At 49.3% G+C, this 26198-nt stretch carries 20 protein-coding genes and 6 pseudogenes; 13 read left to right on the top strand and 13 right to left on the bottom strand.

The window, feature by feature from the left end; all coding sequences use genetic code 11:
• Positions 1-106: 106 nt before the first annotated feature.
• From uspE to ogt, 3 genes are all read right to left on the bottom strand, one after another.
• On the bottom strand, positions 107-1057 hold the full coding sequence (gene uspE, locus NAL19_RS10670) for a universal stress protein UspE (protein WP_225084709.1): 951 nt from the start codon (positions 1055-1057) through the stop codon (positions 107-109).
• Between the two features lie 191 nt (positions 1058-1248).
• On the bottom strand, positions 1249-1995 hold the full coding sequence (fnr, locus tag NAL19_RS10665; protein WP_010274971.1) for a fumarate/nitrate reduction transcriptional regulator Fnr: 747 nt from the start codon (positions 1993-1995) through the stop codon (positions 1249-1251).
• Positions 1996-2280: 285 nt separating this feature from the next.
• The gene (ogt, locus tag NAL19_RS10660) at positions 2281-2814 is read right to left on the bottom strand and encodes a methylated-DNA--[protein]-cysteine S-methyltransferase (RefSeq protein ID WP_263057306.1); all 534 of its coding nucleotides are present in this window, start codon (positions 2812-2814) and stop codon (positions 2281-2283) included.
• Positions 2815-3316: 502 nt separating this feature from the next.
• Here ogt and NAL19_RS10655 point away from each other — a divergent pair.
• A complete protein-coding gene (locus tag NAL19_RS10655) occupies positions 3317-4612 on the top strand; it encodes a Gfo/Idh/MocA family oxidoreductase (protein ID WP_263057305.1) in 1296 nt (431 codons plus the stop codon).
• A 115-nt stretch (positions 4613-4727) separates the two neighbouring features.
• Complete coding sequence (locus NAL19_RS10650) at positions 4728-6047, top strand: ABC transporter substrate-binding protein (protein WP_225084706.1); 1320 nt, start codon at positions 4728-4730, stop codon at positions 6045-6047.
• A gap of 68 nt (positions 6048-6115) precedes the next feature.
• On the opposite strand, the pseudogene NAL19_RS10645 reads toward NAL19_RS10650, so the two are convergent.
• The 8 genes and pseudogenes from NAL19_RS10645 to NAL19_RS10610 form a co-directional block, all read right to left on the bottom strand.
• Positions 6116-6555: pseudogene (locus NAL19_RS10645) on the bottom strand (class I SAM-dependent methyltransferase); the annotation flags it as partial.
• Positions 6556-6567: 12 nt separating this feature from the next.
• A pseudogene (locus NAL19_RS10640) lies at positions 6568-7033 on the bottom strand (FAD-dependent oxidoreductase); the annotation flags it as partial.
• A 130-nt stretch (positions 7034-7163) separates the two neighbouring features.
• Positions 7164-7541: pseudogene (locus NAL19_RS10635) on the bottom strand (FAD-dependent oxidoreductase); the annotation flags it as partial.
• A complete protein-coding gene (locus NAL19_RS10630) occupies positions 7534-8013 on the bottom strand; it encodes a nuclear transport factor 2 family protein (RefSeq protein WP_225084705.1) in 480 nt (159 codons plus the stop codon). The pseudogene NAL19_RS10635 and the gene NAL19_RS10630, both read right to left, overlap by 8 nt.
• A gap of 253 nt (positions 8014-8266) precedes the next feature.
• Entirely contained in the window at positions 8267-10729 is a 2463-nt protein-coding gene (locus NAL19_RS10625; protein WP_263057304.1) for a putative virulence factor, read from the bottom strand.
• Positions 10726-13713, bottom strand: a complete 2988-nt coding sequence (locus NAL19_RS10620; RefSeq protein WP_263059641.1) for a virulence factor SrfB — start codon at positions 13711-13713, stop codon at positions 10726-10728. Before NAL19_RS10620 ends, NAL19_RS10625 begins: the two co-directional genes overlap by 4 nt.
• Before the next feature lie 2 nt (positions 13714-13715).
• Entirely contained in the window at positions 13716-15131 is a 1416-nt protein-coding gene (locus tag NAL19_RS10615) for an SrfA family protein (RefSeq protein WP_263059640.1), read from the bottom strand.
• A 306-nt stretch (positions 15132-15437) separates the two neighbouring features.
• On the bottom strand, positions 15438-16127 hold the full coding sequence (locus tag NAL19_RS10610; RefSeq protein WP_225084701.1) for an expansin EXLX1 family cellulose-binding protein: 690 nt from the start codon (positions 16125-16127) through the stop codon (positions 15438-15440).
• A gap of 335 nt (positions 16128-16462) precedes the next feature.
• Between NAL19_RS10610 and NAL19_RS10605 the strand changes: the two genes are divergently transcribed.
• The 6 genes and pseudogenes from NAL19_RS10605 (at position 16463) to NAL19_RS10580 (ending at position 21681) form a co-directional block, all read left to right on the top strand.
• Positions 16463-16891 carry an OsmC family protein gene (locus NAL19_RS10605; RefSeq protein WP_263059639.1) on the top strand — a complete coding sequence of 143 codons (429 nt, stop codon included), beginning with the start codon at positions 16463-16465 and terminating at the stop codon, positions 16889-16891.
• A 317-nt stretch (positions 16892-17208) separates the two neighbouring features.
• Positions 17209-17604 (top strand): cytochrome b562, encoded by a 396-nt coding sequence (locus NAL19_RS10600; RefSeq protein ID WP_263059638.1) that lies wholly within the window; start codon positions 17209-17211, stop codon positions 17602-17604.
• A 162-nt stretch (positions 17605-17766) separates the two neighbouring features.
• A pseudogene (locus NAL19_RS10595) lies at positions 17767-17949 on the top strand (MFS transporter); the annotation flags it as partial.
• 71 nt (positions 17950-18020) lie between these two features.
• Positions 18021-18497 carry a GNAT family N-acetyltransferase gene (locus NAL19_RS10590; protein ID WP_225084699.1) on the top strand — a complete coding sequence of 159 codons (477 nt, stop codon included), beginning with the start codon at positions 18021-18023 and terminating at the stop codon, positions 18495-18497.
• Positions 18498-18648: 151 nt separating this feature from the next.
• Entirely contained in the window at positions 18649-20622 is a 1974-nt protein-coding gene (locus tag NAL19_RS10585; RefSeq protein ID WP_263059637.1) for a methyl-accepting chemotaxis protein, read from the top strand.
• Positions 20623-20799: 177 nt separating this feature from the next.
• The gene (locus NAL19_RS10580; RefSeq protein WP_263059636.1) at positions 20800-21681 is read left to right on the top strand and encodes an HTH-type transcriptional regulator ArgP; all 882 of its coding nucleotides are present in this window, start codon (positions 20800-20802) and stop codon (positions 21679-21681) included.
• 14 nt (positions 21682-21695) lie between these two features.
• On the opposite strand, the gene NAL19_RS10575 is transcribed toward NAL19_RS10580, so the two are convergent.
• Entirely contained in the window at positions 21696-22241 is a 546-nt protein-coding gene (locus NAL19_RS10575) for a GNAT family N-acetyltransferase (protein ID WP_263059635.1), read from the bottom strand.
• 81 nt (positions 22242-22322) lie between these two features.
• Here NAL19_RS10575 and NAL19_RS10570 point away from each other — a divergent pair, with 81 nt between their 5' ends.
• From NAL19_RS10570 to NAL19_RS10555, 4 genes and pseudogenes are all read left to right on the top strand, one after another.
• Complete coding sequence (locus NAL19_RS10570) at positions 22323-22658, top strand: nuclear transport factor 2 family protein (RefSeq protein WP_263059634.1); 336 nt, start codon at positions 22323-22325, stop codon at positions 22656-22658.
• Between the two features lie 25 nt (positions 22659-22683).
• Positions 22684-23073: a nuclear transport factor 2 family protein gene (locus NAL19_RS10565; RefSeq protein ID WP_263059633.1), complete on the top strand. Its 390-nt coding sequence runs from the start codon at positions 22684-22686 to the stop codon at positions 23071-23073.
• 250 nt (positions 23074-23323) lie between these two features.
• On the top strand, positions 23324-24721 hold the full coding sequence (locus NAL19_RS10560) for a site-specific integrase (RefSeq protein WP_263059632.1): 1398 nt from the start codon (positions 23324-23326) through the stop codon (positions 24719-24721).
• A pseudogene (locus NAL19_RS10555) lies at positions 24705-25559 on the top strand (site-specific integrase); the annotation flags it as partial. The gene NAL19_RS10560 and the pseudogene NAL19_RS10555, both read left to right, overlap by 17 nt.
• A gap of 14 nt (positions 25560-25573) precedes the next feature.
• Here the strand turns inward: NAL19_RS10555 and NAL19_RS21830 are convergent.
• Positions 25574-25654, bottom strand: a pseudogene (locus NAL19_RS21830) (IS1 family transposase); the annotation flags it as partial.
• A gap of 256 nt (positions 25655-25910) precedes the next feature.
• On the opposite strand from NAL19_RS21830, the gene NAL19_RS10545 reads away from it, so the two are divergent.
• On the top strand, positions 25911-26198 hold the full coding sequence (locus NAL19_RS10545; RefSeq protein WP_225084692.1) for a VF530 family DNA-binding protein: 288 nt from the start codon (positions 25911-25913) through the stop codon (positions 26196-26198).

The following is a 26198-nucleotide window of genomic DNA, read 5'->3' as shown; positions in this document are numbered from 1 at the left end:
GGCGAACAATCGCCCCTTTTTTGTGCCTATCGTTTTTATGCTGCAAAAAATAATGCCAGCGCTAAGAGGCTGGCATTATGTGGCGCTAATCGAGCGAGACAAGAAATCAGCTGTTGTCGCCGTCTTCTGAAGCGATCGGTGACACAAAGTCATCGGGTTTAATTGCAAGCAAGTCACACTTCAAATGATCGATGACGTGCTCGACGGTGTTGCCGATAAACGCAGCGGAAAGGCCGGTTCTGCCCAGTGAACCCAACACCACGACACCTGCCTGTAAATGCTCCGCCAGATCGGGAATGACTTCCTCTGGCAGGCCTTTTTCTACGTGCGTTACTCGTTCATCCAGACCGAATTTCTGCCGTAGCGATTTCATGGCGATAAGGTGCTGTCCTCGAATTGCATCGTTGTAGACGCTGGGATCGAAATCAGGCAGCTCAATGGCGATATTAATGGGGGTAACGGGGTAGGCACCGACCAGATGAACTTCGGTCTGGTCAACCTGCTGTGCTAGTTCCAGCGTTTCCGATACCAGTTTGATATTAAGCGGATCGTGATAAGGGTCTTCGCTGGCCAGATTGACGGCAACCAGCGCTCGACCTTCGGTTGGCCAGGGCTGATCTTTGACCATCCACACGGGGCAAGGGCACTTGCGCAGTAACTGCCAGTCGGTCGGCGTAAAGATAACGGCTTCCAGCCGATCGTGCTGATGCGCCATTTTTAACAACAGGTCATGCTGGCCGGAAGTGACTTCCCGAATGATGGCTTCAAAAGGCTTATTGTGCCACACCACTTTGATTTCGATTGGAATGCCCGCTTCAAGGTAGTACTTGCACTGTTCGGCAATCCACTCCGTCCGCTGCTGGATAACACCCTGGCGCATTTCCACCCGTTCATCAGGCGAAAGCAGGGTTGTCATTTCATAAGAGAAATCATAAATCGGCAGAAATGCCTTGATGCGGCCGCCAAGTCGCTGAACCAGGTAAACCGCCCGACGCAGCGCTGGTTGGTCATCCTGATTTGGGTCAATAGCTACCAGTAAGTTCTGATACTTTGCCATAGCTCCTCCAAACAGCTGTTACTCCACAGCCGATAATTCAAGAGTACCGCAATGGGATCGTTTTGGACAACAGAGATAAGCCGCAGAGTAACAAAATAGGAAATATCACGGAAGGTGCAGAACAGTGGGGAAGAACGTTGACGCTGCGACAGTAGAAAAAGTGGCAACGTCAACGAGTTACGCGGTAACGACTATTTACGTGAGGAACCGGCTAATTCGGAAAGCGCATCAAGATTCTCGATCGTGATGTATTTTCCTTTTACTGCCAGCGTTCCGCTTTTCTGGAAACGGCCAAGTAGACGGCTTATGGTTTCAACGGTCAGCCCCAGATAGTTGCCAATATCACCACGCGTCATGGTCAGACGGAACTCACGTGGCGAGAAACCACGCTGAGCAAAACGGCGGGAGAGGTTATAGACAAACGCCGCCAGACGCTCTTCAGCATTCTTCTTCGACAGCAGCAGAATCATGTCCTGATCGCCGCGGATTTCGCCGCTCATCAGGCGCATCATCTGCTGACGCAGGTTAGGCATTTTCCCTGAGAGATCGTCCAGCGTCTCGAAAGGAATTTCGCAGACCATTGACGTTTCCAGCGCCTGAGCGAAGCTCGGATGTTGAGCCGTACCAATCGCATCAAAGCCCACCAAATCACCTGCCAGATGAAAACCGGTGATCTGCTCGTCGCCCTGCTCTGTAATGGTATAGCTTTTTATCGTACCGGAACGGATGGCATACAGCGATCTCAGTTCATCGCCTGCTTTAAACAGCGCTTGCCCCTTCTGGATAGGCTTCTTCCTTTCGATGATGTTGTCGAGCTGATCGAGCTCGTGTTCATTCAGAGTGAAAGGGATGCATAGCTGACTGATACTGCAATCCTGACAGTGGATTGCACAACCGCCAGACTGGATGCGTCGGATAATTCGCTTTTCCGGGATCATAGGCTTTGCTCAGGCAATAATTGATATTGGTCAATTTTAACAGCTTTTATCGGTCGTGATAAGACCGGCAATCACTGGAATAGACCAATAAATAGTGAACTAACTATAATTTTTCGATTTTGCTGGAAAATATTCCGATATATAAGATCTGTTCGGAGATAATATTTTTCCATTAGGTTACCGAACGGTTAACACATTGATTAATCCGAATCACTTATGGTAATAAGCAATTCGGCAGGTCATTTTTGCGTATTGAAAGCGAAAAAAATTATAATGGTGAGCTATTCAGTTAAGTGTAAATAGCTGTTGAGGCAAATACCCTTCGTGAGCTAACAGCCACTGTTTGCGGTGAATGCCCCCCGCATAGCCTGTCAGTGCGCCGCCAGTTCCGATGACGCGGTGGCACGGAACCACGATGCTGACAGGGTTTGAGCCGTTTGCCATACCAACGGCACGCGCTGCGCCAGTACGTCCCAGCAGCGTTGCGAGTTCACCGTAGGTGGTAATTTCTCCGCAGGGAATGCGACGTAATTCCCGCCAAACTTGCTGTTGAAATTCGGTTCCGACGGACGCCACAGGCAGCGTATCAATAATCGTTAATTCACCCTCAAAATAGCGCTGTAGGCTGTCTGTCAGGCCTCCGGGATTATGACTCGACTGTAACGAAAAAGGATCATTTCGATAACTGCGATTGAGCGAGCGAAATAAATCGTCTTCATACTCGCGCCACTCGACGGCACGCAAATGATTATTTTCATCCGCAACAATCAATAACTCTCCAAGTGGCGTTGCCATGGTGTCCTGAAAAAAAGTCTGCATAGTGATTCCTTACGCACTTATCGCTTTCTTGCTTCTCTCATTAGTTACGTGTCGATTATCCGGCATCCTCAGGCGGATTGAAAATAAAATGCGAAGTATGTCACGCAGTGAGATGAAAAAAGAGAAAGCTATCACAATCGTAACCCCGCTTCGTCCGTCATGTACGCAGCCCGAAGAGAGAGGGCTTTGAATGTGTCGCCGCGTCATCCTAAAGAGAATCTCGTTGGCGCATGGGCACTTAAGAGGTGCAATGGGATGTAGTGTGAGGTCTGTGGGATCAATCGCATCTAACATTACCAATAAAATCAAACAGTAATATAGTAAACATTCAATTTGTATTTATGAGAGATCGAGCATGCCAATCTTTATCCTACTGCCAGATAACACCATCGCATGGCAATAATATGAAGGTGAACGGTATTGGTATGCTCTATTTTTATGGCACAGGCGTTTTATGTACGAATAGCTATGTGCCCTACGTTATTTGGAGGAAATGCGCAGAATGAAAAAGAAATATGCCGTGGTGGGAACGGGGGGCCGAGCGGGCCTTTATTTGGAATCAATTGCCAGGGATTATCAGGATCAGGGTCAGTTTGTTGCGTTTTGCGATACCAACCAGACGCGAATGAATTATGCCAACCAGATTGTCCATAAATATGGACACGATAATGTACCGACATATCGTGCCGAACAGTTCGAGCAGATGATCGCGGAAACCCAACCCGATGTGGTTATTGTGACGTCTATAGATCGGACGCATCATTATTATATTATCCGGGCGATGGAATTAGGTTGTGATGTCATCAGTGAAAAACCGATGACGATCGATGAAGAGAAATGTCAGGCGATTATTGATGCGATTAACCGTACCGGTCGTAAATTACGTGTGACCTTTAATTACCGCTATGCCCCGCATCACAGTAAAGTCCGTGAACTGATCGCCGCTGGGGTGATTGGCGAGGTTTATTCGGTTCATTTTGAGTGGCTGTTGAATACTGAGCACGGGGCCGATTATTTCCGTCGTTGGCACCGTGACAAGCGTAATAGCGGCGGGCTGTTGGTACACAAGTCCACTCACCATTTTGATTTGGTGAATTTCTGGCTGAATAGCGAGCCGGAAACGGTTTATGCGCAAGGTGACTTGCGTTTTTACGGTAAAGCGAATGCTGAAGCACGCGGGGTCACAGAATTTTATTCGCGTTCACATAATAGCGCCGCAGCAGAAAACGATCCGTTTGCGCTACATATGAACCAAAGCGAGCAGCTCACGGCATTATATTTAGACGCCGAACATGAAGACGGCTATTACCGTGATAAAAGCGTGTTCGATGACGGCATTAATATTGAAGACGTGCTGGGCGTGGTGGTGCGTTATAAAAGCAAAGCCATCATGACGTACTCACTCAACGCGTATTTGCCCTGGGAAGGGCTGAACGTGGTATTTAATGGCAGCAAGGGCCGGTTGGAAATGAAACTGGTGGAAAAATCTTACGTAAACGGAGGCGGACAAAAAGAGGATGAAGGTGCGCTGAATGAATGTGAAATAAAGATCTATCCGATGTTTGATGAACCCTATGTCGTGCCGGTTGAATTTAAAGCCGGCGGACATGGCGGCGGCGATCAGGTCATGTTAAACGATCTGTTTGGTACACCGGAACCGGATCCATTACATCGTGCAGCGGATTATCGTGATGGGGCGATGTCTATTTTAACCGGCATTGCAGCCAATCGATCATTACGCACCGAACTGCCAGTAAAAATAAGCGAACTGGCCGTTAACCTGAAAAGAGGGAATTAATCAGAGTCTCTGCCCGGATATTTCAGGCAGTAAATGCTTCCGCATCCGTAGTACCGGTCTGTCTGCATACCGACAGACTGTGGAAACCTCCGAATACTATTATAAGGGTTTTATTATGGCGAAAACACGGAACACATTATCTCACCTGCTCCTACTCTGTGCTGCGCTTCCCGTGGGAGCCGCATTTTCTCATTCTGCTGATGCTGCCGAGATCCGCATCTCGTGGTGGGGGGGAAATCAGCGGCATGAGGCCACTCTGGCTGCGATTAACGCATTTCAAAAAGCCAACCCGACCATTACCGTCAAAGCGGAATATGCTGGTTGGGACGGCTACCTTTCCCGCCTGTCAACCCAGATGGCTGGCGGGCAGGAACCAGATGTTATTCGTATTGACTGGAACTGGCTGCCGCAGTTTTCTCGCAACGGCGACGGCTTTTATGATTTGAATAAGCAAAAAGAGATTCTGGCGTTGGGTGATTTCCCGCCTAACTACCTGCAAACCTCTGACGTTAAAGGGAAGTTGCAAGGTCTGCCGATTTCGATGACATCCCGCAGCATGATTTACAACAAAACAACCTGGGACAAGGCAGGCGTCGCCTATCCAAAAACCTGGGATGAGCTGTTTGCCGCCGGTCCGGTATTTAAACAAAAACTGGGCGATAATTATTACCCGCTTGGCGTTGCCCAGGGGTCAAGTGATGTGTTGGATATCCTCACGCTTGGCCGTAGCTACATGGCACAGAAATACGGTATTGACCTTATCGATGAGAAGAAGCAGAGCATTGCCTACAGTCGCGATCAGGTACGGGAACTCTTCGGTTTTTATAAAAAGCTGGTTGATTCCCATGTGATACCCGATCAGCGCTATTTCTCGTCGTTCGGGCGCACTAACGTCTATGAGATTCGTCCGTGGATTAACGGTGAATTAGCCGGGATGTACCTGTGGGATTCGGCTATTTACACCTATTCCAGCAATATGCCGAAAGAGACGGTGCTGGAAACGGGGCCATTTATCACGATGCCAGATGCCAAAGATTCGGGGCTGACCACCAAACCGTCTTCGCTGTTTGCGATCAGCAAGAACAGTAAGCATCCTAAAGAAGCGGCGATGTTGATGAGTTTCATGCTGAGCAACCCTGAGGGCGTAAAGGCATTAGGATTGCAAAACGGCATGCCCGCTAATCCGAAAGCGCAAAAACTGCTGGAAGACATCGGGGTGATTAACGCTGGTAATCTGTTAGCGAATGCTTATCGTGCGGCAGCAGAGCAACCGGCCTCTAAGGTACCCGTTTCGCCGTTTATGGAAAATCAGGAGTTGGTTCAACTGTGGACGAGCAGTTTGCAAAAACTGGATTACGGCAATGGAGAGGTGAATAAGGTTGCCGATGATTTCCTGAGCAGCGCTAACCGTATACTAAAACGCGCAATCCGCTAACCACCGCTGTTAATGTGCGATGCCGTATCGTGAAAGATATGGCATCGCACGCTTCTTCTATCCGCTGCTCATGGCCTTTCCGCGGTGAGCTGTACCGTGCTTATGGTGCGTGCACGAAAGCCTGCTTCACAGTAGCAAAGGTAAAATACCCACAGGCGTTGGAAAGCGTCGTCAAAGCCTTGCGCACTCAAACTATGCCACTGTTGATAAAAACGCTGCCGCCATTCGCTGAGGGTGCGGGCGTAATCCATAATTTGGCTCGCTGAGCGTCTTCCTGCGTCATCTCAGGGTGTTGATACCAGGCGCTGGAATAGAGCATGTCGCGATCGAGAAAGCTGCGGTAAAAATGGTTACCCAGGTCGTAATGCGCGGCGATGTTTTTTCGAGCCTGCTGTGGACGATTACGACGACACCAGTGGATAACGCGATGAAATGGCCCCGTCAGCCAGCTAAAACGCGCGTCAAGTCTATCAATTAACGTCTGATTCTGTGCCAGAAGCTGGAGAACGGGGTCGACAGGCAGACGGTAATTCCAGCTCGCCCATGCCCGTTGATTATGAGGTAAAAGGCGGGTGTCGGTATGCAGAATCACGTGGTTCGGTTGATAGGGTATACCGCCGCTCATCGGGCGTACTCGTTGCCAGCAGCGCCAGCGCCTGATCGGAATGGCAGGCAAAGATCACCTGATCGAACCGATGTGTCTGCCCGGAGGCATGCAGGGTTACTCCTGAGTCATCACGGGTGACCTGACTGACTGGCGTCTGGAGATGAAAGGTCGCCCGATCGCGTAGACGTTCTACAATGCACCGCACATACTCCCGTGAACCGCCAGGAATCACCATCCACTGCGGACGATTGACCAAATCCAGTAGCCCATGATGATTAAAGAAAGTCAGGAAAAGCGACAGGGGAAAATGCCGCATATCGTCAAGCGATGACGACTAGATCGCCGCGCCCATCGGTAACAGATAATGCTGGGCAAAGAAGGTAATGCTGTTCACTTAAGCATGGATTTAGGGGGAAACACGGTGATGAGGTTCCCGTAGGGATACCTCGCACCGTGGTAGCCCCCGGTATATCGATTCTTAAACGATCGGCATTAGGGCAAAGAAGGGGGGAGAATTTTTCCTGCTGTAATAAGTGGCTTAGCGTCAGCCCCTGATAATCGCCGTTGGCAAGATATCGCTTGCACACGCGATTGAAGCGCACAATCTCCGCAACGAAGCGATAGAACGCAGGGCGAAACAGATTGCGGCGTTGAGCGAACAGCGTGTTTAGCGTATGCCCGTTATACTCCAGGCCGGAAACCGGATTACTTACCGAGAAGCTCATTTCTGTGGGGTGACCGGTTAACCCCAACTCATCCAGTAACGCAATGAAATGAGGGTAGGTTCGCTCGTTATAGACAATAAATCCCGTATCTAGGCCAGCGCTGCCTTTGAGGCTCCGTAGGCTTCCGCCCGTGGCAGAGGAATCAGCACGTGCTTCATGACCGAATTCTTGTTTTCAGATAGTCGATTAGCGAGCTAAGCACGGGAATATGCTGATAAAGCATTTCCCCCATATCGTAATAATCACGGTGATAGATAACTTTGTTGTCGGCGAAGAGCAGGTGGCTACAACCTGCCAACGTCAGCGGCGCGTTGTGCTTTAACGATGGATGCGCATAGTGCATGGTCCAGAACATCGTTGCACCACCGCGGAAGGTATGGATATCGGCAATATCTAACTGGCAATACTTCAGATATTTCAGCGCATGAGAAAAGTAGCGATGTAAATCACTCAACCCATGATGGTTTGAAACGGGGTCGATAAAGTGAATATCCTGATGATAAATATCACCCAGTTCAGCTAATCCTTCGGCTGTCAGTTCCCGATAAAACGCTTTTACTTTCAGCAAAATAGGGGCGAATTCGCCATTTTCTACCGAGATGCCATCTTCCTCACCGGTTTTCTCTATCATCATGATCGCTCCTGTTAAGGTTGCCAATTTTCACGCCGGGAAAACGGCGAACAACCAGAGGGACATCCATGCTTATTGATTGAAAGATATCAAGTTAGGTATAGATTGAATCCGCCGTTCGTCAAATAAGATTTTTCAGAATGGCTAGGGGGAGGCATATTGAGAGGAACGGTATGGCAGAAAAAAGGAAACATGGCGCAAAAGTTAGTGACAACGTCACGCCATGTTTCCTGGATCGACAGCGGTGGACTGAATGTTATTTATCAGCCGGTTTAATCAACGTCAGAATCGTGCCCAGCTGTTCACGCTGCTCATCACTGACTTCTCGTGCAGCGGAGTAGCCCGCATTCTGAATAATCATTTCATTTAGGCCAACCAGCCAGTCATAAATATAAAACGCCGTATTGTTGGTCGGTGTCAGCGACAGTTTGGTTAAGCGCTGTGACGCACCAAAGCTGACCGCCTGTTTCTCGGGTTTGGCGAAAATTTTATGACCGCGATTGATGCGGCTGGCAGGACGCAGGGATTCATCAAGCTGCTGGAAACCGAGCCAGGCGACAAAGTCGCCGAGAATAGTCAGCACGCGTGACACCTGACGGTCGGCTTTATTCTCGCGGTTGATGCCCAACTGTTCACCATCAACCAGCATATCGACCAGCGCTTCTTCGATCCGCAAACGGATGCTGCCGGTAATCAATTCCTCGACCAGCATTTCTATCGTCGCTTTCGGCACATTCAGCAGTTCGAGAAGCGGTGCATTCTCTGGCAGGCCACGTAGATAGTTAATCCAGTAACGATAAACGCCGTGCGCGTAGTCGGCCTCATAACCATGATCGACGGTCAAAACCGGCATTGCAGGCTGGTCGAGCGCGATCGGTTCATCGGCAAACAGATCGATTTCGATCCCGACGCCAAATGGATCGCTATTGGCTAGCGGGGCAGAGAGATCTTCGGCATCAGCGTGGAAACCGCCATAGTTCGCCCCTTTCTGTTGCAAATAGAGTCGACGCAGTTCATCACGCGAAGGCAGCAGCCGCTCCAGCAGTTCGCCATGTACGCCGGTACGGGTCTGGAGCGACTTGAGCAAGGTCTCTGCGATGCGCTGTTTTTCCGCTGGATCGTCAACATCAACGGGCAGATACCAGTTGCCCAGCAGGTTATCGCTGAGTTCACGTTGCAGTTCGTTAAGTTGTTCGCTGATACGCCCCAGTTTGACATCCCGGTGAACTTCAGCCCCCAGCCACGTGGCCATCCGCGCGACGCCGCGTTTGTCCATCGCCAGCATAGTACCCCAGGCATCGCCCGGATTACCCACATAACGCTGTACCGCGGCATCGTAGTTTTGTCCGTGCGTAATACGGCGATCGTGACGGGTCACCGCCCAAATCAACCCCGGTTTACGGTGGCTGCGTACCTGTGCATTTTCGCCCTGAGTCTGTTTAACCCAGTGATCCAGCGCCTTGCCGACCACTTTAATATCACCACGATTGCCAGCGGCGCTGCATACCATCAGGACGTTCATTTCCTGATTGTCGGTATAGCGCTCCAGCAGATAGGCGCGTTTTGCCCGCAATAGCGTGTGCGCCAGTGGATGCGCTGTGCTTTGGCGTCTTGCTGGTGGCTCGTCCCGCGTTTCGCGGATCTCACCGAAGCCGGGGAAATCCAGCACATCGACCTGCTCAAACAGCGCTTCTTTGGGCGGTGAATGTAATGGAATAAGTAGCTCAGCTGTCAGCATCGTTAACTCTGCCAGCGAAAGCTCCGTCGTTTTCCCAGCGCGGCCGTTTTGAATCGGTCGCACCAGCACGCCGGGATCGTCGGCGCTGTGCAACCGTTCCAGCGCCGAACCGTCGATCAGGCCGTCAGCCGGATTTAACTCATCATCCACCAGTGTCCGCAGCGGCACTAACAGCTTACGTGTGCCAGACAGGTGTTGCAGCGTGTGGCTGAAATGACGATATGCGGCGGTCAACGAATTCAATTCGCCCCACAGCACAGAGAAGAGCTGGGCACGATCGTCAACGGTGAGATAGGGCGCTAACTCAATCGCCACCGGCCAGAAGTGCGCTTCCAGTTGTTTTTGCCGTTTAACATCGTGCCGTGCGAGATAGTCCCACAGTTCGACCACTTCATCGCGGCTCATCCCTTCAACGGGTTCTGGCTGACGGTGCATCAGCAGCGTTTTAATATGCTCGGCAATATGGCGCTCATCCAGCTCTTCAAACGTTGTCTCATGATTGAGATCGTTTAAAAACGCGTTGGCCATGATCTTGCCGATATCCAGTTCGCTAAGGAGTTGCAACTGAACGGGAAAGGCTTTGTTCTTTACGCCCGACTGTCGACTAAAGCGCGTGACAAGCGCGGTTGCCCGGTCAGACGGATTAATATGATCGATAAAATCCAGCTGTTGCCCTTCAAACGAGGTTTCCAGCTTGCCGTCTTCCCCCCCGGCCAGCGACGCGATCAGATAGGATTTTCCCGCCTGAGACAGGCCAAAAAAGCCGATGGCAATCTCTTTCTGCGCCACATCGGACAGATGTTGCGCTTTATTGTGATTACGGCGCAGTTTGACGATCAGACGATCGGCTTCGATATCCAGACGCGGAGCATTCTGGCGTGTGGTCTCAACCCAGCCAATGGCCTGTTCAACACCTTGCGCGACGGCCTGTAGCTGCCCGTGGAGCCGGGCAGAAAGCTGTTTGGGCGTTAATCGTTTCATTTTTTAAATACACTCCCACTATCGATCCAATAATGGGTCGCACCTGAGCCGTTAGCGGATAATGTGTTCAATTTGAGTCGTAAATGATGTGGTGGAACGCGAGTGCCGTCTTCCAGCACCGCATCGGCAATCTCAAAGCGCTCGGGGCTGTCTTGATCGTCGCTTTTCGTTACGGCTAGTCGGACGCGCAATTTACTGTCGCCGACGACCTTACGGGCTAAATCCTGATCGACAATCGAGAGCATGTAGAGTGAAGAGGCGGGCCAGCGCTCGTTGTCCAACTGGCGGAAACCGAGGCAGAGTGAACCGCGTACCTGGAAGCTATGTTGCGGATCAAGCACGAAATCCGGCGCATCCAGATCGATATCGCTGTAATACACGTTATCCAGCGTCAGCGCATTGTTGCTGTCCATCATGCCGAGGTAACGCACGGTGGAATACGGCTGGAAATCACCGACCTTAAAGTAAAAGCCCGGCAGGCGCAGATCGAGCGCCAGCAGGCACAGCATTGCGCCGACGGCCGCAGTGGATTTCGGGTTATCAATGCGCCCACGTTTGTTAAACGGATACCAGTCATTAGTGTGATACCCATCGAGAGACAGCATCCGGTTAATCGGCAGCGGTTGCAGGTGGCGGAACAGCGCCTGAATCCCTGGGAAGCGCGAAGGGCGGCCAGTCAGCAGTAATACATCGCACGAATACAGCGACACCACTTCAGACATCAGGCGCAGGTTCTGCGTGATGTTCATTTTGTTAGACAGGAATTCGCCATGCAGTTTGCTCAGTTTGAGAATCAGCGGCACCTGCAAAATATCGAATACGCTATCGCTAACCGGCAGTTCACGCTGCACTTCCGTATTGATGTATTCCAGCACTTTTTCCGTCGGCGCCTGTTCCAACAATTCACCGAAAGTGGATTCAATTTCAGCGCTGGTATCCAGCGGATCAAAGCGCTCATAGGCTTCCAGAATCGCGCGGCCAATCGGAATGAAGACCTGCAATGTCACCTGCTGGCGTAGCGTAAGCTGTGCGTCCATCCGGCCTTCATTGCCGAACAACTTCGCCATCAGCGCATCCGGGCTGGCCATTCCCGCGGTTTTCAGCGCGGCCTGTAGCGCAGGGAGGATATAGAGCTGAATGACATCCAGCAGAATATCGTCGCCGGCGACCTTAAAACCTTCACGGAACAGCAGGCGAGGAATGATTTTAACGTTGTTGCCGATGCCGTCATCCAGCAGATATTGGGTAATCGCGAGGTCGGTGGTGCCGCCGCCGATGTCGATTGAGGCAATGCGCAACGTTTTGCCTGCGGGTTCCCCCTCGTCGAGTTCTTTATCCGGGCGCGCCATACTGGCGAAGAAATCTTCCGCACGGCCGCCAAAATTCACCTGTGCTTCGTTATACAGGTAAACCATTTGTCCGCAGGTGGCTTCATCCCATTCGATTTGCACGTCAGGCACCGGAACCCGGCTCTGCTGCTTGTCGGCTGGCGTGGTGAAATCCTCATCCATCGGGTGCCAGTCCATTGCTTTCCAGACCAGCGCGATCGCTTCATGCATCCGGCGGCGGAAAATTTCCCGCTCGGGTTTCGGCATCGCGGAAGGCAACGTCAGAATGATATTGCGCAGTTGGCGCGGTGCGGTGCTGTGGATCATCTTCAACCGCTGTGCGGCGCTGTTCATCTGCATAAGCGCCTGTGCCAACAGTTCGGAAAGCATGAATGTCATGATCGAACTGCGGCTATAGTGCGGCGAAAACACCGGTAGGCGCTCTTCCAGCGGCTGATTGTAGAGCGGCTGCCCTTCATCATTCAGCATGATGGTCAACGGCATGGCTGTCGCTAGCGGTTCGGTCTGCGAATGTGCGTCCGTCTGGCTGAAACGCCAGCCTGGCGCATAGCTTTCTTCATCCCACAGGTAACGGCGCGGGCTGGAAATACCGCTCGATCCTTCCGTTCCCTGACGCAGCAGCGCCATGTGGCTGGCTTCATGTCCAACACGGGTGATCGACGGCCAGATGAAAGCATCATCACGACCGCTTTCTACGGAGAAGTTTTCTTTGCCGAACTTCGCCTGTGAAAATTCAACGCGGCTCTCAAACAGTTCGTTATACAGATAATGTGGCTCACTCAGATCGCGCAATTGCAGTTCATAGGTCTGCTTCAGGCCGTTGCTTTCGTCTGCATGATCCTCAACCAGAATGCCGCAGGTGTGTGAGTTACCGACATCCAAAATCAGGTCAACGTTGACCGCCGGTTCCTGCAACGTGCTGGTATTGATGCGAATTTCCGGTATTTCTAACTGGTTACCCAGCATATCCAACACATTCAGGTAATGTGCCTGATACTCAAATCCCCTGAGCGCCACTTTCACATCGTGACTATCCCGGTTTTCCAGCGCTTTAACCCGCTGGGTAAAGACTTCGCGCAGCCAGCCGTCGACCCAGGTTTCATCGAGGAATTCGCCAAGCTCGTCGCTGTGATAAGCCAGCGCGAAGCTCCCGCCGGTTTTGATGTCATTGGCATTCGGCGCCAGCGACTCGTATTCGTGGCCTTCCGGATAAGTCTTGGTATCGAATGCCAGACAAATGCGGTGCGTGTTGCCGTCCTGATCGGGCGTATCCAACGCCAGAATCTGCATCCGCGCCCAGTTATCCGGCCCGCCCATAAAGGTGCGCGGCGGATTAAAGCGGAAGAAGGGCAGCGGCAGCCAGATTTTCTCCAGCAGCTTTAGCGATTGCTCAAGCGGAATGCTCAGCTCTGGCTTCACCACTTCTGGTGGCATCCCAGTGGCAGAAGGCAACAGAAATTTGTCCGTGTGCGCATCGTAAAGCAGGTGCAGCAAAGGGCCATTGGCACTTTTACGTACATAACTGTTAGGTTGTTCAGCCGAAAGCTGCGGCTTTAAAGCAAAATCCAGAAACTGAATCCCGCTGTCCTGAATCAACGTAATGCGTTGTTTATAATCGGTAATCGTCGCCAACATGATTATTTACTCTCGCGCTTTATCGTCATCGGGAAAACGGTGTTTTCGTCATAGCGACCAATACACTCCGCTGCAGCGCCGGAAGCGCCTTGTTTACAGACCAGTTCTGGCATTTGGAAACGAGAATTATCGGAACAACGGGCGCCAGAACGACTGTTGATGATCAGATTGCCGGAGCTCATTAATCCTGCCTCAATGTTGGCGCGACACGTGACACCGTCACCATGAGTGATACGCGCTGTACCTTTTCCATTTTGAATCTGGTAGCGCAGGCTAGGCGGTCTGCCGATAATCGGCGCTTTGCCATCAATAATGACGCGCCAGTTGCCATTCAGGAATTTGATCGAACCAATTTTCACCGCGTCGGCTGGCATGACTAAATCATCTTTGCCCGCAGGAATTGCTGGCACTTGCTCCACAACCGGCTCCGCCGGCGGTGTAACAGGCTCTTTCGGTTCGGTGGCCGCAGGGGCTTCTGGCTTAGCGGTGTCAACGACAGGTGCAGCAGCAACAGGAGGCGTTGCAACCGCTGGCTCAGCGGCTTTCACACTCTCTTTTTCTGCGACAGGCGGAACGGGGGGGCTTTCTTGCTGCGGCGCAGGCTCAGCCGGTGTGGAAGAAGGCAGGGCGCGTTTTTCCGGTTTGACCGTTGCAGCTAAATCGGATGTGGGTTTGTCATCTTGCCCAGACACACAACCGCGTATTTGCAATGACAAAATCGCTAACAGCGCAGCGGCAGGTAACAGCCACCATAAACGGAAGAACGGCGGGCGAGCAGGAACGGCTGCTGCCGCGGCGACAGGCGCTGGCGTTGGCTCGACGGGTTCCGGTGGGCTGACAGGCTGTGGTTTCGTCTCGGGAATGGGCTCGACCAGCGGCAGCGTTGGTGCGCTTGCTGCGGGCGAGGGGGCAACAAAAAGTGGTTCCACGTCTTTGATGACAGGCCGCAGGCAATCCAGCGCATCAAGGCGGGATTTTTTATCGAGATTAACGAAGCCCCAGAACGTTAAGACTGGCTTGCCATCCACCAGATAGACGTGGTTCGCTCCTGGGAACTGTATCGCTTTTGCCAGCAGGACCCCGAAAAGTTTCTGACCGGCCTTTTCTGCATTTTGCGCGCGTTGGCTGATGTCGGCCACGGCAGCTTGATAGGTTTCCAGTAATGCCAGCGCTTTTTCTCGTTCTTCTTCGCTCGCGGCAATCCAGGAGGTGACTTTACCGTCAACCGGCGAATACCAGTCAATACGGTCGCCATGTTCATTGGGTTGGGGAATCGCCAGACAATCGGCAATCTGTTGTTGTTTTCTGAGACGCAACGTTTCCCGCAATTGAAGTGCCGATGCGTAAACTGGCTGTCCGTTCTCGCCCAGCGCCAGAAAATCATCCAAACTTCCACTACGTAAAAATAATTTTGCCACGCAAAAGAGACCTTTTGTAATGATGCCTAAAGCAGAAAAGAGAATGTAATCTGCGACAGGGTATACTGTAGTGCGAATGATGGCGAATCAAACGCTTAAAGAAGTGATAAAACTAACAAATATTTGAGCAATAGAAAAAGTCGGAAACACGAAGTGTATGCATGAGCAGCCGATGGCGTCCAGATAATGTGATGAAAATGCTGACAAAAACATCACATACGTTTTCCAACGTGATTTTTTGCAGAACGGTTGTTTTGCAGAAATGAGGGACGCTGCGTGATGCCGCCTCCCTCAAGGCCGTGAGGATTACAGTTGAACGTTGCCCGTGATCAGGTAAGCGGATGAGGTGCTCTGTGACATCGGCGGCAGCGTATCACTGAGGACGTTGCCTTTTACGTCGGTAAACTCGATCGGAATGTCATTCATTCCAACGTGTTCAACAATAAAGTGGTTATAATCGGTTTTCTGTGCGGCAATCCACTGGTTATTGCGCATGTATTTCATCTCAATAACCGGGTATTTTACATTCCTGAATTGTACCGCAGCCCAATAAGGGTTTGACCCTTCCTTTATACGGTAAATAACATTGCCATTTACTGGCGCTTCGATCAGCGTCCAGTCGATATTAATTTTTCCATCCTGTAGGTTGCCTATTTTTTCAAAGGCATTAAATGATAAATCCAATGCGCAATCGCCACCTTCTGGGTAGAGATCTGTGACATAAACCACCGTACTGCCTTTTGGCCCGTTTACTTTCAGATAGGCTCCGGCCAGCGACGCCTTCACGCCGCGATAATCCAACTGGTTCCGGTTTAACGCCGTAATCTCCATGTTCTGTGGAATCGGATCCAGTAAGAGCGCGCCGCCCTGATAGCCAGAGCCCGTGGCAGTGGCGTAGCCGTAACAGATGTCGTCCAGTTCCCACTGGGCGTGAGCGGTATTAACCAGGGGGATAACGCATAATGCAGATAATGCTAATGAAGTTATTTTATTCATGTTTCACATCCAATATGATTCAAGATTAATAAAATAGGTGAGTGGTGAAAATAACAATGCCAAAACGGAAATCCATTTTTGAAACCCCATTATTTTGGCATATTGATAATCAGGCTTTTGTATAAATATGTAAATCGATTTTTTCTTAAAATAATAAAGCAGTGAATATATCAGCAGGCTTATTTCTCTGCGGTAAAATTATTATGCGAATGAAATAATCGATTTGGGTTTCTTCCCAATGTGTTCTACGGTTTAAAGAGTATGACAATGACGTTATTTCGTCGTATTCAGGATAGCGGCCAATGGCTAATCCATAACGATGAAGAGGAGATAACATGACCATTCACAAGAAAGGGCAAGCGCATTGGGAAGGTGATATCAAGCAGGGGAAAGGTACTGTATCAACGGAAAGCGGTGCGTTGCAGCAGCAACCTTACGGCTTCAATACCCGTTTTGAAGGTAAACCCGGTACGAATCCGGAAGAGTTGATTGGCGCGGCGCATGCGGCCTGTTTCTCTATGGCGCTATCGCTGATGTTAGGTGAAGCAGGCCATAAGCCCGAGTTGATTGATACCACGGCAGATGTGTCGCTGGATAAAGTCGATGGCGGGTTTGCGATCACCAAAATCGCCTTGCACAGCAAGGTGAAGCTGCCGGGTATTGATGACGCGGCGTTTGATAGCATCATCCAAAAAGCGAAGGCGGGCTGCCCGGTGTCAAAAGTGCTCAAAGCCGAGATCACGCTGGACTATCAATTGAACTAAGGTCTATCACTTGAATTAAGGGGGAACGGTTGACCGAAGGCTGTTCCTCTTTGTTAGCGATAAAAATTGTGCTGATAAAAAGGCTTACCGGAGTTGTACTGGCGAGCTTTTTTACATTTACACAATTAAAAAAAGCGGAACGATTAAAAATAATTTAACATCTTTACAGTAATAACCATAAAATCAGAATAGCCATTACGATGTAATCTGGTCATGGCGTAGGACGCAATATAACAAGAGCAATATTGGGCTGGCCGGCTTGTGGCGGCCAGATTCTCTGAGTATGTCGTGCTGTGGAACACAAGCGAGAGTTCAAGATGAATAAAATGACCAAGATCTGTTTTTCTGTGCTGTTGGCCGGTAGTTTGCTGACACCTGTTTTGGCAAACGCCACCACGTCGGAAGATATGCGTGGTATGCAGAAAAGCTATACCGCTGCAACGAAAGCGGATGATGCCGCCGCGCTGAAAACTGCGCTGAGCACATTCCGTGAGCACGTCGAGCATGCTAAAACGCAGGTGCCACCTGATTTCGCTAAACAACCTGCCGATGGCCCAGACAGAAAAGTCTATGTGGAAGGTCTGGATAAGATTTTGCAAAAAGTTGACAGCGCACAGGCTCTGGCGGATGCCGGTAAACTGAGCGAAGCCAAAGCGGTGTTAGCTGAAATCAATACATTGAAAGGTGAATACCACAGTAAATTGAGAGGCTAAGCCGCTTTTCGTTTACCATAAGCCGCCAGTGGGAGCGAACCCACTGGCGGCTTTTTTTGTTATAAAGGTTACGGTAGTCAGGATTGCCAGCTAAGGGGAAACAGAATGACGTCACCATCACACGATGCAACACAGGATGGCAAAGATACACAATGCAGAATTCTTGAAGCCACGCTGGGCTACTTTGCTTTTCTCGTCGGCCCGCCTGCGCTAGGGTTTCTTGGCGAAGTTGCGGGGGTACGCATCGCCATGCTGCCGGTTCTGGCCATGGTGTTTCTGGCTTTTATCTGTTCGTCTTCCGCCCGCGAACGTTCGGCCAAAACGGTATCTGACACCCCATCCTGATATATCTGCACGGTACTGTTGCGTGTTACGGAACCGTGCACATTCTAATAGTCATATTGTCGTGAGGGAAAATGGTTAACTTAAAAAAGATGTCGGCTGGTGAATTTGCTGCGTATCGCCAGTGTTTTATTCTGGAATATGCTCAGGATCTACAGGATTCTCGTGGCTATAACGAAGAGAAAGCAAGGGCGATCGCAACACAATCGATTGATATCGCGTTACCTCAAGGCCCTGATACGGCAGAAAATACACTCTGGTGTATTCACGCTGATAATACAGATCCGGTGATTGGCTACCTCTGGGTCGTGTTTAACCAACAATCTGTCTGGGTATCCGACTTTTTCCTTCTGCCTGCGTGGCGTGGGCTAGGTTTGGGAAAAGCATCATTACTGGAAATGGAAGCCGCGGTGGCAGCCGTGGGGATCAATGAGATTGGTTTAAGAGTGGCGGTGAATAATCAGTCAGCGAAAGCGTTGTATGAAAAAATCGGCTTCCAGACTACCGGTTTTAATATGAATAAGATACTGAATTCAGACAGACAAAAGTAAAAATGTCGTAATCAGTTATCACAGCTCTCCGTCCCTTATCCTGAGCTCTCTGCGCCACTAAAGTTCAAAAAAAAAGCGCCGATAGACATAGCAGGGAGCTCACTGCAAAGGAAGGTTGATGTCTACTAAGGTCAACATCAGGAGAGCCATAATGGCCACACAATTAATACAAAAAAAGACAATGAGTACCCGCGCTCAGGTATTGTTAACTGGCGCATTAACCATCGCACTCGGTTTCGCTGTCACCATTGGGGTGCTCAGCTGGCAGTCTAGTCGTGAACAAAAATCTCTGGCAGAACGCTATTTACAGCAGATCGCACAGAGCGAAGCGCTAAGAATTCAACAGGAACTCAACTACGCCCGAGATGTGGCACACAACCTTGGGCAAGGGCTAGTGGCGTTGCCTGCCGCAGGTGTTAAAGACCGCGCCGTGGTCGATAAAATCATGGAGTCTGCGCTACGGGATAACCCAGAATACCTCTCGATTTCGGTTATCTTTGAAGAAAATGCGTTTGATGGGCGCGATGCCGAATTTGCCGAACAGCCTGGTCAAGCACCTAAAGGCCGTTACGCCTGGTTTGTCGATCGCGATCAGGCTGGCAATTACAAGATGCACCCTCTGCTTTCCTACCTGACTCCCGGCCAGGGCGATTACTACCTGCTGCCGCAAAAGAGCCAGAAAGACACGCTGATCGAACCCTATACCTATGCTTACAACGGCGTTCCCACGCTGCTGACGTCAGTCGCTGCACCGATTGTCAGCCAGGGGAAACTGTGGGGCGTCGTCACTTCAGATATTTCGCTTGCGTCATTGCAGCAAAAAGTTAACCAGATTAAGCCCTGGGAAGGCGGCGGCTACGCGATGCTGCTATCCAGTGCGAGCAAAGTCATCTCTTATCCTGATAAGTCCCAGACAAGTAAAGCCTGGCAAGGGCCGACAGATAATTTCACGTCCGCAGTAGTGCAACACGACGATGCCATTCTGGGCGAACAAGCGTTGGTAACCTGGCAGCCCGTGACCATCGGCAACAGTACAGAGAAATGGTATCTGGGGATTGTAGCCCCAGTAAGCCAGGTAATGGCGGCTTCTGAGCGTCAATTAATGAATGCGGTCATTATGATGGTGATCAGTATCCTGTTGGTGAGTGCGCTGCTGGGCTGGGTATTCAGCCGTAAAGTGCTGAAACCGCTGGGTGGTGAACCACGTGAGGCTGCAACCATCGCGCTGGCCGTTGCGGAAGGGCGTCTGAGTAATGTGATTGACGTGAAGCCTAACGATCGCAACAGCCTGTTCTTCGCGCTGAATACGATGCAATCACAGCTGCGTCAGGTGGTCGGACAGATCAAAGAAGCCAGCGATTCCGTGCGACAGGGCGCGGCAGAAATAGCCAGCGGCAACCTCAACCTTGCATCGCGTACCGAGCAGCAGGCCGCTGCACTGGAGCAAACCGCAGCAAGCATGGAAGAGATCACCGCAACGGTAAAACACAATGCCAACAACGCCCATCAGGCCACGACGCTCACAGAGAACGCTACGAAGATAGCCCAGCGTGGCGAATCACTGGTTGGCCAGGTGGTTCATACGATGGCGCAGATTGATGAGAGTGCGAAGAAGATTGGTGATATCACCACCATGATTAACAGCATCGCTTTCCAGACCAATATTCTGGCACTTAACGCGGCGGTAGAAGCGGCACGAGCGGGCGAGCAGGGAAGAGGATTCGCTGTTGTGGCATCAGAAGTGCGTAATCTGGCACAGCGCAGTGCGAGCGCGGTGAAAGAGATTGCGGCCCTGATCGAGGAATCCAGTCAGCGGGTTGAAAGCGGCGTTAAATTGGTGAACGATGCCGGTAAAACCATGCAGGATATGACACATGCTGTCAGCTCGGTACAAAGCATCATCGGTGAGATTGTTACAGCATCGGATGAGCAAGCGAAAGGCATTAGCCAGGTCACGATTGCCGTTAATGAAATGGATGGCGTGACGCAGCAAAACTCCGCACTGGTACAACAGATGTCTGCTGCAGCCAGCTCGCTGGAAGATCAGTCCATGCTGCTGGCGCAAACGATCGAGCATTTCCGTTTGGAGCAGCAGCATGCGTTACCTCATGCGCTCTTAAAGTAAAAAAGAAATGTTGTTACCCGGTGACCATATGGTCGCCGGGTGAATATATTCGACATTCCCGTAATCCTCCCACATTTCCTCAATATCGACAGTCGTCTCGGCAACGCTGTGCAAGTTGTATCGCCGCCTTAATTAAGGCAAATTAAACTATCCTGATATTGTTAATAAAAAATAACCATGCACCTAAATTATCCTTCCCTGAGAGCGTTCATGGAGATTGTCCGCAGCGGCAGTTTTGATATTGCGGCGCGTAAGCTTCACGTCACACCCTCTGCCATCAGTCAGCGAATCAAACAGTTGGAAGATCAGCTTGGCCAGGTGTTGATCGTAAGGGGCAATCCTTGCCGAGCGACGTCGACAGGACAAGCGCTACTGCGGCATGCAGAACAGATAGATATGTTGGAGAGCGAGCTTTTCAGCACACTTGAAATGCCAGCAAGACAGCGTATTTCAGTGGCCGTGAATGCTGATTCAATAGATGGATGGTTTCTGGATGCGATGGAAGATGTCTGTCGCCAGTCAGGTATTTTACTCGATATGCTTGTTGAAGATCAGGAGCATTCGGCAACTTTGCTACGCGAAGGTCGCGTCATGGCTGCGGTCAGCGCCAGCGCAGAACCGATTCAAGGCTGCGGTGTGGAATACTTAGGAACGATGCGCTATCGCGCCTATTGCTCACAGATATTTCACGATACGTACTTTGCTGACGGCATCAACGCGGATAGCCTACAGAACGCGCCACTCCTGATATTTAACAATAAGGACAGATTACAATCCTTATTTATCGAATCTCTGATTCCAGCCATGATTGAACCGCCACAGAAATTTGTTCCCTCAACGACAGCCTTTGTTGGTGCCATTTTCAGAGGGCTAGGGTGGGGGATGATCCCAGAACATATGGCATCATCGCATACGGAAAAAGGCGAATTAGTCCCATTTCAGGTCGGGAACCCGATTGATATCCGCCTGTATTGGCACCGCTGGAATATCCGTTCTGCCTCGCTGGATGCGTTGAGCCAAAGTGTGCGAACGGCAGCCGTCCGGCATCTTTTCCAGTAAAATATAAGTGAGGATTATCTTTCTTCAAGAATCAATGAATTAAGTATGTGGTCCTGCCAAATACCATTAATTTTAAGATACGAAGCTGCATATCCTTCTTTTATGAACCCAAGACTTTCCAGTGTCTTACTGCTGCGGAGGTTTGTTGGGAGATGATTCGCCATAATGCGATGCAGTCCATAATTTTCATGGACATAATCAATTGCCATTTTGAGCGCTTCGCGCATCAGTCCTTTTCCCTGATAGGCCTGATCGATTGAAAAACCCAGATAACCAGCCTGAAAAACGCCATATACGAAATTTGTAAAATTTATGCTGCCTATTACTTTCTTTTCACCTTTTATAGTGAAAATCAAAAGCAGACTTTTTCTTTCTTCAAACTCACTGAGTGAGTCCTTAATTCGTTTAGATATGCTGGGGGCGGTAAAATACTCGTCATGCCGTAATGGTTCAAAAGGAGCAAAATGATCCCGATTTTCGACCAGAAAAACTTGTAAATTTTCCACAAAGTCTTCAGTGAGAAGATAGATATCTGTTCGTTCTGTTGACATTAACTTCATTGCCAGTCCCTGTTGTTAATTATAGTTAACGGATTATATTGGTGATTTACTTGAGTAGTAAAACACATAGTGAGAGAAACCATGTCACCAGAATTGGTCGTCGCGGCACAGTTTAATGCCTACAATGAGCATGATATAGAGGCATTCGTGTCATGTTTTGCACCTGATTTCAAAGCGTACCGTATGCCGACAGAAACGCCTTCTATGGCAGGAAAAGAGGCGCTGAGAGAGTTTTACGTGAATAACCGATTCAACAACCCAGCACTGAGGGCGGAATTGGTATCCCGTACGGTATTAGGCAATAAAGTGTTTGACCATGAATTGATACATGGACTTACGGCAGAACCCATAGAAAGTATTGCCGTTTTTGAGGTAGAGCAGAGTCTTATCAAAACAGCCTGGTTTTTCTTTTCGTAGTAAATCATTCACGAGCGCGGAACTAATGATTTCAGAAACACAAAAGCTACAGTCGCTGATTGTGCATTATGAAAGACAACTTCATGACCAGGTAACGCGCTGCCAGAAAACCGTCATTGATAAGCTGTTGCACAGCGACTTTTTTGAAATTGGTCGTTCTGGAATGCGGTACAACAAACAGCAGGTTATCGATGCACTGATTTCTGAAACGGTTGAGCAACAGATTCAGGCCGATAATTTCGAGTTATCATTAGTGGATGAAAAAAGTGTGCTACTGACATACCTGAGTTACACGGCCGACGAGAATGACATTGTCAGTAAAACATGGCGGACATCGCTGTGGATTAAAAATGCCGATCGCCCAGATCCCGATGACTGGCAAATTCGTTTTCATCAGGGAACACCAACGACATGAGGGGCATGCCAGAAGAGTGTTTTCTGGATGTAGGGATTTACTTAGTTGAACGGCCAGTTCCTGTCTGTGTCTCTACTGGTTCGCATAATGTATATTATGTTAAATTTAGTCCATCATCCCTTTAGTTCATAACCATCTGCAGACCACGATCAATCATACACTTACCCTACACTTCATCTTCTCCTTGCTGCGCGTTATGTTTGCCGGTTATTTTCTTTATACACATACTATTTGTGAGGATAAATACCGCATGTTCGTACTCGCACAGTTCAATATCAACCAACGGCAGCGCCTATGGGTTCTGATGGATACTCATACATGCCTGCCGCTTTTGTACCCGCTACAATATCTTGTAGACCACCTGGCTTTGCGTACAGCAGCTACCCAATCCGCTTCACTTCAAGCGATCAAGTTTTTCTATGAATTCTGGTACCAGAGACATGGCGTGACGTTTTGCTTCAGTTTCAATTCCTCGGACCACAATCCATTGATCGCCATTGAAGAACTGACAGCCTTTTTTCATTATCTGGAAAATGGGCATTCATGTGCACCAATTTTAACTATCGGCTCTATACAGAACACGTCTTCACGCCGCACAAACGTTGGGTATGTACATGCGGTTATTCGCTTTATGAGATATTTGATTAATACGTATATCTCGCCGAGGTATGTTGATGGCTCGCCTAAAGAACTCATACGGCTTGCCACACAGTTAACTAGCCGGTTATCGATACATAAAGCAGAATTCCGCACTCTTGCTTATTCTCGTCAGATGAACAACAAAATCACCCATCAGCGCTTTCGAAGTCTGACGGCTGATATGATCATGGCTTTTTACCAAATCATTACACCCGATTCTGCTTCAAAGAAAAACCCACTTAATCCCTTCCCTGCTGGTGAAATCCAATTACGTAATTTTCTGATTTGCCGATTACTTTTAAATTATGGATTGCGTGTCAGTGAATTACTGCTTTTGGAGTGTCATTCGATCAAACCAAATCTCCGAGGGGATCAGTTCAGCCTAATTGTGACAACTGTGGATAAAGACATACCAGATCCACGAAAAAGATTGCCTTCATTAAAGAATATCTATGCAAACCGGGTACTGGCGTTAGATAAATTGGACTACCACTTTCTAAGTCTTTATATCCGTAAAATTCGCCATCGAACCTCGCATAATTTCATGTTCACTTCGACTCAGAGACAACATCCGCCGCTGTCATACCACACTGTTTATGACATCTTTTCCAAGATAGATGTCATAAACAGTGTACAGCATCCTGAATATAAATCAGATAAATGTTTTGATGCCATTGAAAGCATCTCACCTCATATAACACGACATACATGGGCCTATTTGACACTTCAACGCATTTATGGTGAAAAATTTCAAAGAATTAATGTCAACTCACGTTTAGCGGCCATAGATTTTTCTAACGCTGGATTGATGAATGAGGCCAAGGATGAATTACGACTGCTTGGCGGCTGGAGTCACAATAGCCATATGCCTGATATTTATGCCAAAAGATTTCTATCGCAGCAGGCTAATACGGCCAATCTTCATCGAATTACGATGGATAACGAGGCCCTGAGAGCAACCTTTTCAAATGTATGCGACGGATGGAGTGCATATGAGTCGAATCAATAAACAGCTAAATGAGTCGAGTAGTACCATTTACGCATCTGTATTTGTTGAACGTATTTTCAATGTTAATATACCAGCTAGTATTTATCTCAAGTCGGCAGATTTTTTCGATGATAAATATATCAACTCAACAAGTGATAGTTGGGTTTTCGATTATTCAGGTAGCCGCTGCTATGCCCACTATCGTCAGGATAAAATCAGCAACCAATTAATCAAATATATTTGCTTCCATTATGCGTCAGCCAAGTGTCCAGCTCAGATCCCTAGAGTACTCCATGCATGGTCTTTAGCAACGGATCATTGCATAACCAAATCTTCTTTCACGTTTACAGTGTTGAAAGATTACCTTGAAACACAGGAAATAGAACCACAATATTTTTACTATATCATTTTCGGCCTAAAAATTCTCTGCGCTGAAGAATTACCCGGGTTCACCCTCGACGATTATGAAGATCTTGCATTTATCCCGCGACCACATTCACAAAACTGGGGAATTTATCAGGAAATCGACAACGTCCTAGATCCATTCGAAAAAAATATGATCATCAAAGGAGTGTTTGAAATGGCTGAGGCGATACGCCATGGCAAAAGTTACAACCTGGGCAGTGTGCGAGATGCGGCTATTTTGGGACTGGCTTATGTCACTGGTGCACGGCCTGTCCAACTGGCCAAGCTGGCGGCGAAAGATTTGCGCATTGATACCCGAAATCAAGAGACAGGGTTGGTTCGATACAGCGTACTTTTGCCGTATGCCAAACAACGAAACGTGACAACTGAACGTCTATTTTTGGCAATACCACCAGAAATCGGTGTGTTAATCATGCTCTATATTGAACGCGCTGGTAATGCGTCCAATTAGTAGAACATGTGTTTTTCAATGAATGCCCCGATGACTTTTTCATGCAATTCTATCGAACGCGAGATTGCGATTAACCTGATCATGGCGAGTGCATTTGCCTCTATCCTGATTTATGCAATGGAGCTGGCCCCTAATCGCATTGGCCTTGTGGGGGGATTATTTTATGGGCTTAGCTTTGGGTTGGCGGGTATATGACATAAGGCCTCATCATCTTGCTGCCATCTGAGACTGGCAGCAAGATGAGAGCAGCGGGCGCTACTCAAACCGTTCGCTTTCTTGTAACATCCACAAAGAAGATTCTCATCCCAACTATTTGAATTCACCGGACCCAATATGACAGCACACCATTCTAAAGACCCATTGCATGGTGTCACGCTTGAAATGCAAGTTAATGCGCTGGTTGCCCGTTTTGGCTGGGTTCAACTGGGCAAGCTGATCAACATCAATTGCTTTAAAAACGATCCCAGCGTCAAGTCCAGCTTAAAGTTTTTACGTCGGACGCCCTGGGCGCGTGCTGAAGTTGAAGCGCTGTATCTTGATTCTCTGGATGGTTCCTTTTCCGTAAAACCAGATGATAGCGCCGTTGATCCATGGGCAAATAGCCGCCGAAATAAGGGCTAA

Origin of the sequence: Pectobacterium sp. F1-1, from assembly GCF_025643735.1 — a bacterium.
Classification (GTDB): Bacteria; Pseudomonadota; Gammaproteobacteria; order Enterobacterales; family Enterobacteriaceae; genus Pectobacterium; species Pectobacterium colocasium.
The sequence above is the reverse complement of the archived record's forward strand: the minus strand, read 5'-3'. Positions and strand labels throughout refer to the sequence as shown.

Excerpts from the sequence above, each read along its gene's own strand:
- uspE (WP_225084709.1), bottom strand. The coding sequence starts at position 1,057 with ATGGCAAAGTATCAGAACTTACTGGTAGCTATTGACCCAAATCAGGAT.
- fnr (WP_010274971.1), bottom strand. The coding sequence starts at position 1,995 with ATGATCCCGGAAAAGCGAATTATCCGACGCATCCAGTCTGGCGGTTGT.
- ogt (WP_263057306.1), bottom strand. The coding sequence starts at position 2,814 with ATGCAGACTTTTTTTCAGGACACCATGGCAACGCCACTTGGAGAGTTA.
- NAL19_RS10655 (WP_263057305.1), top strand. The coding sequence starts at position 3,317 with ATGAAAAAGAAATATGCCGTGGTGGGAACGGGGGGCCGAGCGGGCCTT.
- NAL19_RS10650 (WP_225084706.1), top strand. The coding sequence starts at position 4,728 with ATGGCGAAAACACGGAACACATTATCTCACCTGCTCCTACTCTGTGCT.
- NAL19_RS10630 (WP_225084705.1), bottom strand. The coding sequence starts at position 8,013 with ATGATGATAGAGAAAACCGGTGAGGAAGATGGCATCTCGGTAGAAAAT.
- NAL19_RS10625 (WP_263057304.1), bottom strand. The coding sequence starts at position 10,729 with ATGAAACGATTAACGCCCAAACAGCTTTCTGCCCGGCTCCACGGGCAG.
- NAL19_RS10620 (WP_263059641.1), bottom strand. The coding sequence starts at position 13,713 with ATGTTGGCGACGATTACCGATTATAAACAACGCATTACGTTGATTCAG.
- NAL19_RS10610 (WP_225084701.1), bottom strand. The coding sequence starts at position 16,127 with ATGAATAAAATAACTTCATTAGCATTATCTGCATTATGCGTTATCCCC.
- NAL19_RS10605 (WP_263059639.1), top strand. The coding sequence starts at position 16,463 with ATGACCATTCACAAGAAAGGGCAAGCGCATTGGGAAGGTGATATCAAG.
- NAL19_RS10600 (WP_263059638.1), top strand. The coding sequence starts at position 17,209 with ATGAATAAAATGACCAAGATCTGTTTTTCTGTGCTGTTGGCCGGTAGT.
- NAL19_RS10590 (WP_225084699.1), top strand. The coding sequence starts at position 18,021 with ATGGTTAACTTAAAAAAGATGTCGGCTGGTGAATTTGCTGCGTATCGC.
- NAL19_RS10585 (WP_263059637.1), top strand. The coding sequence starts at position 18,649 with ATGGCCACACAATTAATACAAAAAAAGACAATGAGTACCCGCGCTCAG.
- NAL19_RS10580 (WP_263059636.1), top strand. The coding sequence starts at position 20,800 with ATGCACCTAAATTATCCTTCCCTGAGAGCGTTCATGGAGATTGTCCGC.
- NAL19_RS10575 (WP_263059635.1), bottom strand. The coding sequence starts at position 22,241 with ATGAAGTTAATGTCAACAGAACGAACAGATATCTATCTTCTCACTGAA.
- NAL19_RS10570 (WP_263059634.1), top strand. The coding sequence starts at position 22,323 with ATGTCACCAGAATTGGTCGTCGCGGCACAGTTTAATGCCTACAATGAG.
- NAL19_RS10565 (WP_263059633.1), top strand. The coding sequence starts at position 22,684 with ATGATTTCAGAAACACAAAAGCTACAGTCGCTGATTGTGCATTATGAA.
- NAL19_RS10560 (WP_263059632.1), top strand. The coding sequence starts at position 23,324 with ATGTTCGTACTCGCACAGTTCAATATCAACCAACGGCAGCGCCTATGG.
- NAL19_RS10545 (WP_225084692.1), top strand. The coding sequence starts at position 25,911 with ATGACAGCACACCATTCTAAAGACCCATTGCATGGTGTCACGCTTGAA.